This is a genomic window from Hyphomicrobium sp. ghe19 (genome assembly GCF_902712875.1).
Taxonomy (GTDB): Bacteria; Pseudomonadota; Alphaproteobacteria; order Rhizobiales; family Hyphomicrobiaceae; genus Hyphomicrobium_B.
The window spans coordinates 1,986,733-2,000,750 of sequence record NZ_LR743509.1; the positions used below are offsets into that span (position 1 = coordinate 1,986,733).

The window sequence follows — 14,018 nt, forward strand, 5'->3', positions numbered from 1 at the left end:
GAACCTATTTTCCTTCGCTCGGGAACAAGACGCTCGCCACGTCAGGCCCCTTGTCCTTGGGCTCCATCGCCGCCTCTGTGATTTCCAGAGACATGCTGCGGCCGCCCTTGCTTTCGCTCATGCTTGACACGCGAACGGTTGCCGTCATCGTCATCAGCGTGCCGACGCGCACCGTGTCGATGCCCATCGCATCGATTTGCTTTTCGTCGAAATAGAGCGACGGGAAATATTCGTCGCTCGTCGCGCCTTCCGGCTTGCTCGAAGGTTCGTCGTACTTCTGCGCTAAGCTGACGAGTTTCATTCATGCCCCCTCATCCAGCGACCCGCTTAGGATCGCCACCGGCACCACCGGCAAATTGTTGTAGAGATTGCTGCCGTCTTCGATCACGACGACACCCCTGACGGGCTGGTCATTGTGGAGCGCGGCATCCGCATCGAGCACGTCGATACCGAGCGCGCGCTGATTGTCGACGAACGTCACGCCGTCATCAGCGACGGCAATTCCAACCACGGGCAGGTTGTTGAATAAGATTGTGCCGCTGGCGACGACCCTGACGCCGAGCACTCGTTGCCCGTTGAAGATCGAAGCCATGCGGCACCTGCTTGCTGAGTTTGTGGAGAGAAAGGGCGCGAACGCCCTTCCGTTTAAATGTCGTCGCCAGTCTCGCCGGTAGAGCCCGGCGCGATCCAGTCGGGCTGTACCCGGCCGAGCGCGCTGTCGATTTCGTTCTCGACGCGAACCGGTTCCGGCGCATCAGCGAAAGGCTCAGCGGTCGGGGCATCGACGGTTTCGACTTTCGCCTTGCCCGCCCTGCCCGCCTTGCCAGCCTTGCCGACCTTGCCAGCCTTCCCCTTGCCGTCGTCGACATCTGCCGCCGTATCGGCAGCAGAACCGCCAGCAGCGTCGCCAGCGCCCACGTCAGAGCCACCGGCAGCAGGAGCGACGGAGCCGCCCGTCGTGCCGTTGCCATCGTGGTCGCCGTTGCCGCCGAACGCAGCGAGCTTGACCCATGAAGGACGGCGCTTGTCGTCCTTCATGATGTCGTCGGAGATGCTAAAGCGCTCCCCCGCCTCGCGGAGAACGCCGCCGAAATAGCCGCGCGCTTTTGCGATGACATTAGCCATTGGTCTGATGACCTCCGAGCATTACGCCAGCGGTGACCTTGCCGGCCGTCATCGGGCCAGTTGCCACCGTGTAGTTGAGGCGCATGAACTTCTCGTCAGTCCCGCGCGGGATGTAGTCGAGATTGACCTGATAGCCGGGCACGAGCGCAGCCTTGCCAATTGCGGGCGTCGTCGCGACGACCTTGGGCGACGAGAAAGATGAGTTGTCGTCGACCTCGAGCGCGAACGTGAGTGTGCCAGCGCCAGCAGCGGCGAAAGCTTCCACGACCTGAAGCAAGACCGGGATCTTCACGCCCTTGCCGATGTCGCGAACGACGCCGACCGCAATCGGGCCGAGATCGATGATGTTCGTAGATGCAGCAGAAGCGGTGATCGCCTGGGCATCCGAGAAAAGCGTCTGATTGTCGAGGATCATTTAAGGGAACCTTCCGCAAGAAATGGAGATACGGGCGGCCGAAGCCGCCCGTCGCGAATTAAGCGAACGCCGGAACAGCCGCTTCAGTGTTCAGGAGGGCATCCGTCTCGCGGATCGGAATGCCGCGATAGGTGCGGACTTCCTTGCCTTCGACCTGCGCATGACCGAGCGAAACGGTGTTTGCGTTGGCCGCGAGCAGTGCGCGGTCGCTCGACTGAGCGTCGAGAACTTCGAGAACGTCGCTGTTCATGTAGATAGCGATACGGCTCGACTTGCCGTCACGACGGCGCGACTTCAGGCGGTAATATCCCTGACGAAGCAGCTTCCACGCGTCGACAGAGCCAGCCAGCAAATCAGACACGTCGATGTTGGCGATACGGGCGTTATAACGCCAGTCCTTCACGGTCGTGCCGATATGCCATTCGTAAGTCGCGACCTTGGCGTAATAGGCGTCGCCGTTGGCGTCCAAGACCTTTTCTTCGCCCTTGTCCTGCATCGTAACACCGGCCTGGGTGCCTTCAGGATAGAGCAGAGAAGTCGCGTGATCGCCCCACGTGACGAACCAGATCGACGTATTGTCGTTGCCGCGACCGCCACCGTCGACGACCTGCGACGCCGAGCTTTTGGGAGCGCCGGACTTAGCGCCCGAGTAGTACATCGAGTAACGCGCCGAGAGGCCCTTGAACTTCTCGGGCGTGGTTGCGATGTCGTGATAGAACAGACCCGCAGCCATTTCCTGGTTCATGGCTTCGAAGTAAGGAGCGCTTTCAACAAGGCGCTGACGAGCCGGATCTTTAGCCAGCTTGAGCAATCGAGTGTCGACTTCCGAGCGTGCTTCCAAGAAGCCCGTCGTGTCGTCGACCTGCTGCATCGTCGACTTGGACTGTTTCACGCCCTTGTACAGACGGCCCCACGAAGCAGACGGCAGACCCGTGCGGATCAGCGTTCGCTCAGTCGCGCCCATGTTGCAAGCGCGGGCGATAGCGTCGTCCAGGATGGGATTATCCTGCGAGAGAATTTCGATGACCTGTCCAGGCCCATTGGCCTTGTGCATGTCAATAAGCTGAGGGTAGGTCTGACCGATAATTGCCATATCTATTTGCCTTTCGGTGCGTCAGTAGGAAAAAGCGAATGTGCTACGTCGACCGGATTGCCCGACCCACCCGCACCACCACTCGGCGGGACATCCTCGCGGATCATCGCCCCGGCCTTCGACATGAAACGGATAAGCTCCGGATGGTTGCCGCCTCCACTTGCGTTCAAATATTCTTTGAGCGCGGGCGTTCCGAGCTTGTTGACGGCGCGCGTTGCTGCGGAGACTGTCGCGTCCCACTTGTCGCCGCCGATTTCCTTGTCTGCCTTCGCGGTATCGGCCCAGCCTTGGACCGTTTCGCCCCACTGCTTCGTCTCTTGTTCGATCTCTGCGCGCCGCGCCTCGATGTAGTCGTTCGTTAGGTCTTGAGCTTCGCGATGCGTGTAGCCTTTTGCTTTGAGACGCGGGCTAAGCTTGTCGAGCAATGCCTTGTCGACCTCGACACCGTCCGGCATCGTCAGGTTATATTTGCCGTCTTCCGGAACCTCATCGAGCGGGTCGGCGCTTTTCTTGTCCTTGTCTTCTGACGGTTTCGTCTTGTCGTGTTCGGCCTTCGCCGCAGCGTTTTCCGCGTCGCTCTTGGCCGGATCTGCCGTGTATTCCTTCCAATCCGTCGCCGCTTTATCACCGGCAGGAGGGTCAGCAGGCTTGTCGTCGACTGGCTTCGCGGGATCAGCGGGCACCGCCGGATCGGCAGGCTTCTCATTCGGAAACAGGACAGTGCCAGGATCGACCGGAGGCGTGCCGCCGCCAGCGCCGCCCTCATTCTCAGCCGCGAATGCACGGAAAAACACGCTGTTAGAAAGCTTCGTCATCGTCCTCTGGCTCCATTTTCTCAGCAAGCGATTGCGCCGCTGCCTTGTCTGCGTCCCGAATGTCTTTCATCGCGATCAGCAGCGTCGGGTAAAGCTGCGGATCAATTTCATCGAGCTTTGCGATCAGCATTCTGCCGGCCGATTGCTGCCCGAGCGCGTAGTTCGTCGAAGCGCTTTCACCCGTGTATGCGTCGCGGTAGATCGCGCACTGTTCGAGCATCCAGAACAAAACGCGTTTGCCGGAACTGAGCGCGAAGACCTCGTTAAAGGCCCTCGACATCTCATCGCGTTCGATAATCTGAGCGGGAGACAGTTGTTCGGTTAAATCATCGCGCATCAGCCAATCCCCAACCGTTGAAGCAACGCGCCGCCACCAGGGTTATTCTGAGCGTCAGCGAGAACGGCCGCAGCCTCAGCGCCCTGCTTTGCGGCAGGCGCGACTTGCGACGCCATTGCCGCCTGCTCGGCTGCTTTCTGCTGCTGTGCGCGCGCCTCGCGGACCTTCGCGACATCATCGTCAGGCACGACGATAGACGGCGGCACGCCGATATAATCGAAGTAGACGTCGACCGCTTCGTCCGCGTCGATCTTGTCGAGGACGTCAGGTTTCACGGCCGATAGCTGACCGACGAACGCCACGCCGCGTTCAATCGCCCCTGTCGCGACGGCCTTCTGAGCTTGCGCCAGCATCGACGTGTATTCGATGCCGAGGTTTTTCTTTTGCAGATCAGGAGGCGGAGGCGGCAACAATTCGCGCCTGTTCATGATCGCATAGGTTCGCTCAATCACCGGCTCGAGCTGGCCGTTGTAAATGTTTTCGAGCACCGGACCGAGCGCCAGAAGCTTTTCTTCTTTGCGCTCCGCGATCTCGAATTGATTGCGCGGCTGAATGCCTTCCATGTTCGCCAGCATCAGGAACAGGTCAGCATAGAACGTGCGTTCGATACGCTGCTGCACGTCGTGAATGTCTTCGCGAAGCTCGCCAAGTTGAAGCCGCACCTGCATCGCCTCGCGATACCCCATGCGGTTCGGGTCATCGACGTAGGTAATCGAACCCGGCAGAAGCGAAGCCGGGTTGTTTCTCATGCTCGTCGGCCCCGTCATCGGCGGCCGGACTTGCTTGTCGATGCCTTCGAGTTTCCGCGTCTGTTCCTTCTGAAGCATCTTCACGTCACCGATGGCGTCTTGCCCTGGCGACGTGGCATAATGATCGTCGCCCGACAGTTCCCACGGGGGCGCGATAATCGGGTTTTCCTCGAAGCCGCTTTCTTCGAGAAGCCTGTTGGCGTCGCTGCCTTCCTCCCAATAGTTCGAGAGGTACGGCATATCCCACTTAGCGGGGCTGTCAGAATTGCGCTTTAGGCGCGGCTCGATTGCGTGCCAAATAACGAAAGTCTCATCGTATCGGCCCGCATCGAACTTCGAGCGCACGCTGCTGCTGACATTGTCCAAGCCGAAGCGCGCAACGATCCGCTGCACCGACCAGCGAAAGCAGCGATAGAGCGTGGTCGCGCGGCCAGCGTCGTTGCGCGAAAGCCAGAACGTGCCATGCAAAAGCTGGATGATCCGGACGACTTTCTCGTCATCCTCGACGAGTATGCCGCACGACTGACCAAACAGGCCGAGATCGCCGTATCCGGTATGGAACGACGTGTAAATGTTCGATGCCGAGAACACCTTGCGCAAGCGTTCCTCGGTAAGCGAAAGGTATTGCTTGACCGGCGCGAAGTCTCGCAAGTCCGGATCTTCAGCCCCGAGCTTGAACCAAGGCCGCGCCGGCGATGTCAGGCCCGAATGCATGCCTGATTTGAGCGTGCGATAGGCGAGCGTTCCCGTCCCGTCGATAATCTTCTTCCGCGATGCCGCGCGTTCAGCACGCAATTGCGCGCGATACCGCGTTGGATCGACATTGCTCGCAAGCTCCTGCCAGTCGCTTTCCCACGGCTGGCGGATCTGCTTCAGTTCTTCGCAACGCCTGCGGTGATAGGCGATTTGCGTCTCGTTGCTCGGCGCGTTCATGGTCAATGCCACCTTCGGAAATCCCAAAACGGAACCGGATAAAAAACGGCAGTGAGGCACGCCCGGTAAACGACGACAGCGCCCGCAATAACGATCGCCAGTTCCATCACTGCCCCAGGAGAGTTTTCTTGCCGGTCTCGCCTAGCGCCGAGACACCAGAGCCCGATGTCAGAACTGTCGACGTTCCCGCGCGCATACGGTCCATCGTCCGCCTGGACGACGACGAACGGGCAGCATCACCGTCAGGCGTGCGCTGTTGAGCGTATTGCGTCGGCTCTTGGAGCTTCGGCGTGGACGGACCTTGTGGAAGAATGCACATAGCGGCACCTTTCGTTTAAACGGCTAAGAGATTGAAGAGCACGACGAGCACAGAGCAGAGGCCCGATCCCAGCGACGTCGCGAGCGAGACACGCGGGTTTGTCAATTCGAACAGGCTAGCCAGTTCGAGCACGTACGAGACGGCGATAGGCCATGCGGCAATGATCGCGAGCCAGACATAAGAGCCGTCGCGTTTGTCCAGATAGACCGCGAGACAGATCGCGCACAGAAGCACGCAGAACGTGCGCCCGTTCGTGGCGATGTTCTTAAGGATCGTGAGGCGTTCCAATTCGCTCATAGCTGCACTCCGGATTAAGAGCACAACACCACGCGAACGGTTGTCGCCTTCACTCAAGCGGGTCGTAATCGGTCGTCACGGCGTTATATCTCTGACCGGCCGCAGTCCTTTGCTCTTGCATGCGGTCACGCTTCGCGACGGGTTCAGAGAACGTCAGAGCCAGCGCGTCGAGCTTGTTAGGCGACGGCAAGCCGCGTTCCTTCATGTCTTCCTTGCTTTCGATCTGGATCTTGCCGTCCAGGCGCGGCACCGTTTCCGGCCCGATAATATCCTGATAGAGCCCTTCGTCGGCCGGATCGATTGCGCCACCGGCCTTGATCCATCGCTTGACGCCGCCGATTATCTCAGCCCGCTTGTTCAGAAAGCCGGGATCTGTCGCCTTGCCCGAGAACCAAATCAGCCGCCACGACCGGCCCATGACTGAACCGGCGCTAACGATGCCCGTGCCATATCCCGCGTCGACAAATACCGCGTCCGCCTCGTGCTCATCTTCGAGACGCGCGATCAGGTTCGCCACTTCCACATCGTTATCGTTGCGCGGCAGCGTGGCGAGAGACTTCGAATAGAGCCCTTGCCGCAGCATAATTTCGAGATTGTCGTCGCCCGTCCAAGCCGGATCGACGCCGATAATGACGGGCGCGAAGCTGTATTGTTCGCGTCGCAGATGGACCTTGCGCGCCTTGTCGACGTCATCGGCTGATATGTATTGCATGGCTGACTGGCTCGGAAATTGGCCGCGAACGCGGACCTTGACGAGATCGCTGTCCTCGCCATGGTCGTCGACGAGGCGTTGCAGGAATTGCTTGTTAGTACCTGGCACTGTGCGGCTATCGATCTGCCGATTGACCCAGCGATGCCGAAAGCGCCTGAAGCACTCGCGGAAACGGCCGCTGTTTCGCGTCGGGTTGCCGAAGACAATCCAAATGATCACGGTGTCTTCGTCCGTCATCGCGCCTTCAGCGACTTGCCACACGTTGTCGTGGATGCGCGACGCCTCGTCGAACTCGAGCAAAATGATCTTGCCCTTGTTGTGCAGGCCCGCGAACGCTTCCGTGTTGTGCTCTGACCAGGGGATGAAATCCTGTCGCCAGCTATCGCTATGCAGCGGATCGCGCGACTTGATGGATTTGATCTGGACGTCAAACCAGCCGGCCGTAATCGCGAGCTTGAACCACTTGCCGATCTCCGGGCTTGTCTTCGTCACCAACTGGTTTTCGGTGTTGGCCGTCGTCAGAACGCGCGCATCATCCCAGCAGGACATTGCCCAGTTCGAGAGCATCCCCATGCACGCGGACTTGCCGATGCCGTGGCCAGACGCGACTGAGATCTGCAAAGGCTCATAGCGTTTAGACGGATCGCTTAGGTGATCGCGTATGACAGTGAAAATATCGGCCTGCCATGCACGCGGGCCATCGTAGGACGATAGCGCGCCTTCGCCCCAATCCCATGCGACGCGGCTCCATCGCTCAGGATCAAACCGGCAGTCAGCAGCTAGCTCAATGATCGCGTCGTTCGGATCTTGATTGTGCCCGATGCCGACCTTGCGCTTACCAGCCACGCCGCACCGGCTTTCGTGGATCGTGCGGAAGCACGTAGCCCCGGTAGCGCAGGCTTGTGTAGCTCGTGAAGTATTCCTTGCACCAAGAGAGCAAGAAAACCCGCCAAGGCACCCGCTTGCCTTTGCCGAGCGCCACCCGTTCAATGCGACGACACTGCCGATATGAGCGGCGAGCCTCGTCGACGAGCAGATACGCGACCATGGCGACCAGGACGATCAGCCCGAGCATCGCCACATAGCCGAGGATCATCGCCGCCGCGTTCAGAGCTTCCCACGTCATGATTTGCCACCGCGCTTCGCAGCCCGCGCCAATCGCTCCGCGAGAGCGTCAAGGCCCGTCACTTCCAATTTATCGTTGTATAGGGAGTGGTGACGCGCCAGCATATCGAGAGCCTTCAGCCGATCCGCGCGCTTGATCTTCGCGACGTGCTCGACTTCGCCCTCACCCTTCGAGATTGTGATGATGTCCATACCGGCCACTGCGGCGGCAGTCTCATCATCCCAATCGGCCGGCCGCTTCAGTGCGCCGTTGTCATCGAACATCTTGCGGATGTCACCGAACGCAACTTCTGCGATTGCTTGCAGCACGCGCTCAGCATTCAGGTCGAGCTTATCCGCGCGCTTCTCTGATGCTTCTGCAACAGCAGCCTTCACATTAGCATTCGTTAACAAACGCGCGCCTTGCACGGTCGCGGTCTTCTTCGAATAGCCAGCACGGATCGCAGCCTGCGTTGCGTTCAGGTCGATCAAATATTCGCGGACGAACAGCGCTTGTTTTGCGGTCAGGTCTGACATGCCGCGATGTTTACGCGGCGAATGGTTGCCGACATGAACGCATGGCGCATCACAGCGCAGCGCATCACATCATGGACCGGCAGTGACCTCGATTTGAGCCGCTTCTATCTGATACCGTCTCGCTACTTCGAGATGGTAGCAGCGTAACCCTCTGTTTCCATTGAGCTATTCGGCTTCAATTCCCTGCTACCAACTAAGTTTTTCAAAACTTTATTTCTACCTATATACCCCATTCATATGATGTATATGCTCCCCAACCCTCTCACCTATATTTATACTGTATTAGTTAGTAGCTAGTAGCAGAGAGGGGAATAGAGCAGTAAAATCAGCAGCTTGGGGGTGCTACCGTCTCTTTTTTGTTAGTAGCGGAGCTAGTAGCAGGTAGCAGCGGATTGAAATCAGCGCCCAAGAAAAAGCCCGCCGAAGCGGGCCACTCTCACCAATCTGTCGTTAGCGTCTCTGGCGGCGGTATGTCATCGCCCGGCTCATGCGGCCACCACTTGGCATGATTGATGTCGCCGCGAACGTAAGCCTTCGTCTGCTGACCGTTCCGTCTCAGGTTCCGCACGTCCGGATCGAAGCCGAGCCCGGCGAGTGACTTCTGCAACGAACGCCGCTGAAGGTCCGTGATCTTGTGCAGGCTGGCATTGTCGAGGCCCACGAGCTTCCACGCTTCACGGACCGAGAGCTTGATTGATCCGTCCGGTATCACGCCGTCGAGAAGATCGCCCCACGCGCCGAAGTCCGTCTTGCCAGTGTTGGCCGCGTTGTTCTGCTCATACAGCGCGTCATCGAGATACAGCGCCTCGTCAGGCTCAGCCGCCACGGCTTCGCTCCATAGCTGATCTCGGACGGACACAAGCCCGTCGACATCGGCCTTGCCCGCGTCGACGACCCAGAAGCGCCTATTGCCGGTCAGCGACGTCAGGAAGCGCTTCTCGTTCGATGTCCCGAACAGGATGAACTCGCGCCGCACTTCCGTTTCCGTCCGAGCGTATGCCTTGCGCGCGCGATCCGACTGCGTTGTCACGAAGTGCTTGACCGTCTCGACCTCGCGGCGACCCGCGCCGATCATCTCGGCCATCTCGATCAGCCACTTGCCGGAAGATTGCTCGATAACGGTCTTCGCGTCGGATCCAATTCGAAGCTGGTCACCGAACCAACGTGGATCCGGACAGAGCGCACGGAGCAACCGGGACTTGCCCAGGTTTTCCGGACCGGCCAGCACCAGGACGTGATCGAACTTGCAGCCCGGTTGAAACACGCGGCGCACAGCGGCGCAGAGCATTTTGCGAGCGAAGGCCCGCGTCAGCGGCGTTGCCTCGACCCCAAGATATGTTTCGAGCCATCCATCTAAACGCGCCACGCCATCCCACTCAGGAAGCGCCCGCAGATAGTCCCGCACGGGATGAAACGACTGTTCACGCGCAACGCGCTCGATCACCGGGGGAACGGTGGAGAACTTCGGCGCTAGCTCTTCCGTCTCGAGCCATTCGACGATGTGCGAAATATCAACGTCGACAATCTCGCGCCTAGACCACGCGCCGCTTCCCTTGTCCCAGGGCGGCCGGTTGGCGAGAACGATGCGACCGGCGAACTCGTCGTATCCGAGCACGCCGCTCATTTCTTCATGGTGCAGGAGGTACATCGCCCAGTTTTTTGCGACGCCGGGCTTGGGCTTGTCGTCCTTATTGTGGACGAGCTTCATTTTCCAACTGTCATCCGCCGCGACCGTCTTGCCCGTGCGGATGTCCGTCACCGTTGCCTGACGCGGCTTCTCCTGCTGCATCGGCTTTAGTTGCTGGATGATCTCCTGCGAAGACTTCCCGGCAGGAGCAGCAGGCAACGGCCTTGCGGCAGGCTTCTCGAAGTCGCCAGGGAATTGCTCAGCCCGCCACGCGCGCCACTCGTCGACCGGCATGGCCGTCTCGCGCATGTAGGCGTCAAGCTCAGCCTTGCCCCAGCCATCAGCCACCGCGTCGGCGCAATCCCAGCCCTTCGGCGGCATCTTGCCCGACTGGTAGTCTGCGAACGTGTATTTTTCCATGATTTATGCCCGGCCAAGGTTGCGCCGAGGCGAACTCGGATCGTCAGCATTGCCGCCAATGGTTGGCGCAGCGAGCGGCGCTCGACCGTGGATCGCAATGCCGATCACATCATGTTGTGGTGGATACGCGGGACGTTTAACCATAAAACACAAGATGTAGTGGTGTGAATTTTTAGCTGATGCTATCGAGATCACATCACCCCGTCCCGTTCTGCCTTAAACCCGGCCATAAGAAAGCCGGGTCTTTTCGTGCTTCGGCATCACAAGTACATCATCGTTGCGAATATCACAACAGAAGTGTTGACTTAATGCGTACTGATGTGGAAATGTTGCGGGCATCGCAACGGAGACCGCATCAATGGACGTTCAACCCCGCACTCTCGAGCAGATGGAGCTTCGGCGCACTCGCTACGAAGTCCAGCTTGTCATCGGCAGCAAGTGCCGCATCGTCGGCTATACGGCCCGCAAAACGCGGGAAGCGCTGAACGAGTACATCGCCAAGCATCGCGACGAGATCGTTCGTCATATCGGAGATCCTGACAGCGCCTATTACGGCGCAGGCCCCGGCCGCATCGACATCAACGACGACGTTTCGATTTGCTTCACCGGCCGCACCGAGCGCGACGCGCGCCGGGCAATCGACCGCGAACTTAATTCGGAGATCGCGGCGTGACCCAGGCCCTTATCATCCCCGGCACCGACAATTCGGGCAAGCCGCGCCAGGACTTCGCCAACCAGATCGCGGCGCTTGACGACGCAGCATTCGTCAAAGAGGCCGAGCACCGCATTTGGCTGTCCGCTTACGCGAACAACAACCCGCGCTCTGATTATCATTGGCAGGCAGACGCTTGTTATGACGAAGCGCAGCGGCGCGAAAAGCCAGAACTCTATATTCGCGCGTTCAATAATGTTTCGGCAGGTGCGCAATGACCGTCCGCGTCATCGACACCGAAACAACGGGCACCGATCCGAACACCGACGAGATTTGCGAAGTCGCATCCATCGACATCAAGAAAATCGACGGCCTGTTCCGCGCGGTCAATCCGCTGTCTACGTTCGTCTCAATCTCGAAGCCGATGCCGGCGCAAGCGTCGGCCGTCCATCACATCATCGACGCGGATCTGCGAGGCGCACCGAAAATCGAAGAGGTTCCGCTTGCCGAGCACGACGACGGAGAACTTGTTTTCGTCGCTCATAACGCGGACTTCGACCGCTCATTCCTAAAGCCTTACCTGCGGTCACAGCGCTGGATCTGCACATATAAAGTTGCGCTTCGCGTGCTTCCGGATCTGCCGAGCCACAGCAACCAGTTCCTTCGCTATCACTTCGGGTATGTCACGCCGTTCGGCATGGCACGCGATACGCTCGACCCGCACCGCGCGCTATCCGACTGCTACGTGACCGGCGCTGTGTTTCTGAAGCTCATGCAGCTTGCTCCGAGCTTCGCGCAAATGGCGGCATGGAGCGACGAGCCCGCGCTGAAATCGCGGATCACGTTCGGGAAGCACAGAGACCGCCGGTACGACGATCCGGAAGTCCCGACGAGCTATCTGCGATGGATCATCAACGAAAGCGACCTCGACGCTGACACGAAGTTCAGCGCGCAGCACTGGCTAGCCCTCCGAGGCGCGCAGGAAAATCTAAAACTCATGGAAGGAGCGAACTAAATGAACGCGGAACGCAAATTGCGAGCCAACGAACACACGCAGGCGCTCGCGCAGAGGCTTTATCAAGTCATGCCTGGAGCGGTCCAGCCGCCGAGCGATGAACGCGGGAAGCTTTGGGGCGAAGTCGAGGACACGCCTGAATATGATTTCTGCGAGCAAATCGCGCTCGAAATCATGAGAGCGGCGCAGGCATATTCCATCAACCCATAGTCATAAAGCCAAACCCATGACCGACACCGAACAATACTACCCGCATCCGGAACTGAAGCCGCTGACGGACTACCCCGTAACGCTTCGAACACGAGTCGACCTAGAGCGAAGGATTTGCCGGAAAACTATCAGAGCACTCAAGGCCGCAGGCTACGAGCTTCGCGTTCATAGCGGCGACGACTGGGAGACGCCGAAGAAAGCCACGGAAGACAACCTGATGCGCGCGATGTTCAATCTCGACGACGCATGGCTGATGGTTTTCATGCCCGGCGAAGAAGAGCGCGAAGGCTGGGTCCGCTTCGTTTTCGGCAATAGCGGCTGGGACGTAATGAGCGATTACACGACAAATTTGGAAGACGTGCTCAAGCCCGTCAACGACTACGCCGACCGCTATTCCTGAGCGCCAGCCGTGGAGCCCGTGGATCAGCACGCGGGCTCTGCCGTTGGCGTTCAACCACTACAGAAAGCAGGCGCATGATCATCGAAATCGCCACGACGGTTTGCTCCGTTCTGCTGGCCATCCTGTTCATTTTCTCAGTCGTTCCGTTCGTGGCGATGTGCATCAAAGATCCGGACATTTTGCTTAGGCTTTTCGAGAGGAAGAAGCCCAATGACTGAATACAGCGCCACCATCGAAACGACCGTCGTGCGCGAAGACGACGAATATTTTGTGTGCGTCACGTTCGATGGCACGACGCGCCTAAAGCTTGGCCCCGTGGAACACAAGTTCGACGCGCAAGATCTCGCCGCGTCCACGTCGAAGACCATTCGCGCAACCTACGAACACCTGCTTGCGGCGCAGAAATTCAAGATCAGGGAGCAGTGAGCATGGTCGCAATCAACTTCCAGGCGCAATTCGTTTTCGACATTCGCGCCGGAGTGAAGACGCAGACAATCCGTCAGACCGCGCGCTGCAAGTCTGGCGACGAATTGCAACTCTACACCGGGCAGCGAACGAAGGCGTGCGAACTGATAGGAACCGCGACGTGCGCCATTTGCGAGCCGATCACTATCGCGGATGACTTCCTTGCGGTTCGCCACTGGCGTCTACCGGCAGGAGATGCAGAGCACATTGCGAAGATCGACGGTTTCGCCAGCCTCGCCGCAATGCGCGACTGGTTTCGCGAACGCTACGGCCTTCCGTTCACCGGCCATCGCATCATGTGGCACGACTTCAAAAATGCAAATGGGGAGGGGTGATGCTCGATAAGCTCATTCACAAATGTCCGACCTGCGACGGCGTTGGCTCGCTTGTGGCCTTCATCAACCGTGGCTCCGACATTGCTACGCATTCGCTCGAAGACATCGTTTGCTCAACATGCGGCGGCGAAGGCCGGATCAGCGATAAGCGGGCGATGCGCATATCAATTGGTAAGGCCCATCGGGATATCCGTGTCGCACGCTGCCAGAGCCTTCTTGAAGCCGCGCGTGAGCAGGGTATGGGGCCGGCGGAATTGAGCGCATGCGAGCACGGCCGCGGCCCTGACGATTGGTATCGCGCCGTCGAGGCAAGCTTTCCAGCGAGCCCAGTATTCAGCGGAGCGTGATGTGACTAAGCCCGGCGAACCATTGCCGGGCTTTTTATTTGCCCACCCCGTTGACGACTGATGCGACATGATGCTATGTGTTGTGGAAATCGCAACAGATGGACAGCCGAC

At 59.1% G+C, this 14,018-nt stretch carries 23 protein-coding genes; 9 read left to right on the plus strand and 14 right to left on the minus strand.

All coding sequences use genetic code 11. The features are described 5' to 3' along the window. Positions 1-4: 4 nt before the first annotated feature. The 14 genes from AACL53_RS09445 to AACL53_RS09510 all read right to left on the minus strand — a co-directional run bounded on the left by AACL53_RS09445 (position 5) and on the right by AACL53_RS09510 (position 10,483). The gene (locus AACL53_RS09445; protein ID WP_339084248.1) at positions 5-301 is read right to left on the minus strand and encodes a hypothetical protein; all 297 of its coding nucleotides are present in this window, start codon (positions 299-301) and stop codon (positions 5-7) included. Next, entirely contained in the window at positions 302-592 is a 291-nt protein-coding gene (locus tag AACL53_RS09450; RefSeq protein WP_339084249.1) for a hypothetical protein, read from the minus strand. A 53-nt stretch (positions 593-645) separates the two neighbouring features. Continuing rightward, a complete protein-coding gene (locus AACL53_RS09455; protein ID WP_339084250.1) occupies positions 646-1,125 on the minus strand; it encodes a hypothetical protein in 480 nt (159 codons plus the stop codon). Then, entirely contained in the window at positions 1,118-1,540 is a 423-nt protein-coding gene (locus AACL53_RS09460; RefSeq protein WP_339084251.1) for a Bbp16 family capsid cement protein, read from the minus strand. The genes AACL53_RS09455 and AACL53_RS09460 overlap by 8 nt, the downstream gene beginning before the upstream one ends. Positions 1,541-1,598: 58 nt before the next feature. Next, complete coding sequence (locus AACL53_RS09465) at positions 1,599-2,633, minus strand: major capsid protein (RefSeq protein ID WP_339084252.1); 1,035 nt, start codon at positions 2,631-2,633, stop codon at positions 1,599-1,601. Between the two features lie 2 nt (positions 2,634-2,635). Beyond that, the gene (locus AACL53_RS09470) at positions 2,636-3,448 is read right to left on the minus strand and encodes a hypothetical protein (RefSeq protein WP_339084253.1); all 813 of its coding nucleotides are present in this window, start codon (positions 3,446-3,448) and stop codon (positions 2,636-2,638) included. Next, a complete protein-coding gene (locus AACL53_RS09475; RefSeq protein WP_339084254.1) occupies positions 3,432-3,785 on the minus strand; it encodes a hypothetical protein in 354 nt (117 codons plus the stop codon). The genes AACL53_RS09470 and AACL53_RS09475 overlap by 17 nt, the downstream gene beginning before the upstream one ends. Further along, positions 3,785-5,467 carry a portal protein gene (locus AACL53_RS09480; RefSeq protein WP_339086923.1) on the minus strand — a complete coding sequence of 561 codons (1,683 nt, stop codon included), beginning with the start codon at positions 5,465-5,467 and terminating at the stop codon, positions 3,785-3,787. Before AACL53_RS09480 ends, AACL53_RS09475 begins: the two co-directional genes overlap by 1 nt. Positions 5,468-5,573: 106 nt before the next feature. Beyond that, positions 5,574-5,786, minus strand: a complete 213-nt coding sequence (locus AACL53_RS09485) for a hypothetical protein (RefSeq protein WP_339084255.1) — start codon at positions 5,784-5,786, stop codon at positions 5,574-5,576. A 15-nt stretch (positions 5,787-5,801) separates the two neighbouring features. Then, the gene (locus tag AACL53_RS09490; protein WP_339084256.1) at positions 5,802-6,083 is read right to left on the minus strand and encodes a hypothetical protein; all 282 of its coding nucleotides are present in this window, start codon (positions 6,081-6,083) and stop codon (positions 5,802-5,804) included. A 49-nt stretch (positions 6,084-6,132) separates the two neighbouring features. Beyond that, positions 6,133-7,641 carry a terminase gene (locus tag AACL53_RS09495; RefSeq protein WP_339084257.1) on the minus strand — a complete coding sequence of 503 codons (1,509 nt, stop codon included), beginning with the start codon at positions 7,639-7,641 and terminating at the stop codon, positions 6,133-6,135. Continuing rightward, complete coding sequence (locus AACL53_RS09500) at positions 7,631-7,921, minus strand: hypothetical protein (RefSeq protein ID WP_339084258.1); 291 nt, start codon at positions 7,919-7,921, stop codon at positions 7,631-7,633. The genes AACL53_RS09495 and AACL53_RS09500 overlap by 11 nt, the downstream gene beginning before the upstream one ends. Continuing rightward, positions 7,918-8,436: a terminase small subunit gene (locus AACL53_RS09505; protein ID WP_339084259.1), complete on the minus strand. Its 519-nt coding sequence runs from the start codon at positions 8,434-8,436 to the stop codon at positions 7,918-7,920. The genes AACL53_RS09500 and AACL53_RS09505 overlap by 4 nt, the downstream gene beginning before the upstream one ends. Positions 8,437-8,872: 436 nt before the next feature. Continuing rightward, positions 8,873-10,483 (minus strand): virulence-associated E family protein, encoded by a 1,611-nt coding sequence (locus tag AACL53_RS09510; RefSeq protein WP_339084260.1) that lies wholly within the window; start codon positions 10,481-10,483, stop codon positions 8,873-8,875. Positions 10,484-10,841: 358 nt separating this feature from the next. Between AACL53_RS09510 and AACL53_RS09515 the strand changes: the two genes are divergently transcribed. The 9 genes from AACL53_RS09515 to AACL53_RS09555 all read left to right on the plus strand — a co-directional run bounded on the left by AACL53_RS09515 (position 10,842) and on the right by AACL53_RS09555 (position 13,907). Beyond that, a complete protein-coding gene (locus AACL53_RS09515) occupies positions 10,842-11,156 on the plus strand; it encodes a hypothetical protein (protein ID WP_339084261.1) in 315 nt (104 codons plus the stop codon). Next, a complete protein-coding gene (locus AACL53_RS09520; RefSeq protein ID WP_339084262.1) occupies positions 11,153-11,413 on the plus strand; it encodes a hypothetical protein in 261 nt (86 codons plus the stop codon). Before AACL53_RS09515 ends, AACL53_RS09520 begins: the two co-directional genes overlap by 4 nt. Further along, entirely contained in the window at positions 11,410-12,150 is a 741-nt protein-coding gene (locus AACL53_RS09525) for an exonuclease domain-containing protein (RefSeq protein ID WP_339084263.1), read from the plus strand. The genes AACL53_RS09520 and AACL53_RS09525 overlap by 4 nt, the downstream gene beginning before the upstream one ends. Next, positions 12,151-12,360: a hypothetical protein gene (locus AACL53_RS09530; protein WP_339084264.1), complete on the plus strand. Its 210-nt coding sequence runs from the start codon at positions 12,151-12,153 to the stop codon at positions 12,358-12,360. 16 nt (positions 12,361-12,376) lie between these two features. Further along, positions 12,377-12,760: a hypothetical protein gene (locus tag AACL53_RS09535; protein WP_339084265.1), complete on the plus strand. Its 384-nt coding sequence runs from the start codon at positions 12,377-12,379 to the stop codon at positions 12,758-12,760. Between the two features lie 74 nt (positions 12,761-12,834). After that, positions 12,835-12,978, plus strand: a complete 144-nt coding sequence (locus AACL53_RS09540; protein ID WP_339084266.1) for a hypothetical protein — start codon at positions 12,835-12,837, stop codon at positions 12,976-12,978. Then, complete coding sequence (locus AACL53_RS09545) at positions 12,971-13,186, plus strand: hypothetical protein (protein ID WP_339084267.1); 216 nt, start codon at positions 12,971-12,973, stop codon at positions 13,184-13,186. The genes AACL53_RS09540 and AACL53_RS09545 overlap by 8 nt, the downstream gene beginning before the upstream one ends. A 2-nt stretch (positions 13,187-13,188) precedes the next feature. Further along, the gene (locus AACL53_RS09550; protein ID WP_339084268.1) at positions 13,189-13,560 is read left to right on the plus strand and encodes a hypothetical protein; all 372 of its coding nucleotides are present in this window, start codon (positions 13,189-13,191) and stop codon (positions 13,558-13,560) included. After that, positions 13,560-13,907, plus strand: a complete 348-nt coding sequence (locus AACL53_RS09555; RefSeq protein WP_339084269.1) for a hypothetical protein — start codon at positions 13,560-13,562, stop codon at positions 13,905-13,907. Before AACL53_RS09550 ends, AACL53_RS09555 begins: the two co-directional genes overlap by 1 nt. Positions 13,908-14,018: the final 111 nt, after the last annotated feature.

Excerpts from the sequence above, each read along its gene's own strand:
- AACL53_RS09445 (WP_339084248.1), bottom strand. The coding sequence starts at position 301 with ATGAAACTCGTCAGCTTAGCGCAGAAGTACGACGAACCTTCGAGCAAG.
- AACL53_RS09450 (WP_339084249.1), bottom strand. The coding sequence starts at position 592 with ATGGCTTCGATCTTCAACGGGCAACGAGTGCTCGGCGTCAGGGTCGTC.
- AACL53_RS09455 (WP_339084250.1), bottom strand. The coding sequence starts at position 1,125 with ATGGCTAATGTCATCGCAAAAGCGCGCGGCTATTTCGGCGGCGTTCTC.
- AACL53_RS09460 (WP_339084251.1), bottom strand. The coding sequence starts at position 1,540 with ATGATCCTCGACAATCAGACGCTTTTCTCGGATGCCCAGGCGATCACC.
- AACL53_RS09465 (WP_339084252.1), bottom strand. The coding sequence starts at position 2,633 with ATGGCAATTATCGGTCAGACCTACCCTCAGCTTATTGACATGCACAAG.
- AACL53_RS09470 (WP_339084253.1), bottom strand. The coding sequence starts at position 3,448 with ATGACGAAGCTTTCTAACAGCGTGTTTTTCCGTGCATTCGCGGCTGAG.
- AACL53_RS09475 (WP_339084254.1), bottom strand. The coding sequence starts at position 3,785 with ATGCGCGATGATTTAACCGAACAACTGTCTCCCGCTCAGATTATCGAA.
- AACL53_RS09480 (WP_339086923.1), bottom strand. The coding sequence starts at position 5,467 with ATGAACGCGCCGAGCAACGAGACGCAAATCGCCTATCACCGCAGGCGT.
- AACL53_RS09485 (WP_339084255.1), bottom strand. The coding sequence starts at position 5,786 with ATGTGCATTCTTCCACAAGGTCCGTCCACGCCGAAGCTCCAAGAGCCG.
- AACL53_RS09490 (WP_339084256.1), bottom strand. The coding sequence starts at position 6,083 with ATGAGCGAATTGGAACGCCTCACGATCCTTAAGAACATCGCCACGAAC.
- AACL53_RS09500 (WP_339084258.1), bottom strand. The coding sequence starts at position 7,921 with ATGACGTGGGAAGCTCTGAACGCGGCGGCGATGATCCTCGGCTATGTG.
- AACL53_RS09505 (WP_339084259.1), bottom strand. The coding sequence starts at position 8,436 with ATGTCAGACCTGACCGCAAAACAAGCGCTGTTCGTCCGCGAATATTTG.
- AACL53_RS09510 (WP_339084260.1), bottom strand. The coding sequence starts at position 10,483 with ATGGAAAAATACACGTTCGCAGACTACCAGTCGGGCAAGATGCCGCCG.
- AACL53_RS09515 (WP_339084261.1), top strand. The coding sequence starts at position 10,842 with ATGGACGTTCAACCCCGCACTCTCGAGCAGATGGAGCTTCGGCGCACT.
- AACL53_RS09525 (WP_339084263.1), top strand. The coding sequence starts at position 11,410 with ATGACCGTCCGCGTCATCGACACCGAAACAACGGGCACCGATCCGAAC.
- AACL53_RS09530 (WP_339084264.1), top strand. The coding sequence starts at position 12,151 with ATGAACGCGGAACGCAAATTGCGAGCCAACGAACACACGCAGGCGCTC.
- AACL53_RS09535 (WP_339084265.1), top strand. The coding sequence starts at position 12,377 with ATGACCGACACCGAACAATACTACCCGCATCCGGAACTGAAGCCGCTG.
- AACL53_RS09540 (WP_339084266.1), top strand. The coding sequence starts at position 12,835 with ATGATCATCGAAATCGCCACGACGGTTTGCTCCGTTCTGCTGGCCATC.
- AACL53_RS09545 (WP_339084267.1), top strand. The coding sequence starts at position 12,971 with ATGACTGAATACAGCGCCACCATCGAAACGACCGTCGTGCGCGAAGAC.
- AACL53_RS09550 (WP_339084268.1), top strand. The coding sequence starts at position 13,189 with ATGGTCGCAATCAACTTCCAGGCGCAATTCGTTTTCGACATTCGCGCC.
- AACL53_RS09555 (WP_339084269.1), top strand. The coding sequence starts at position 13,560 with ATGCTCGATAAGCTCATTCACAAATGTCCGACCTGCGACGGCGTTGGC.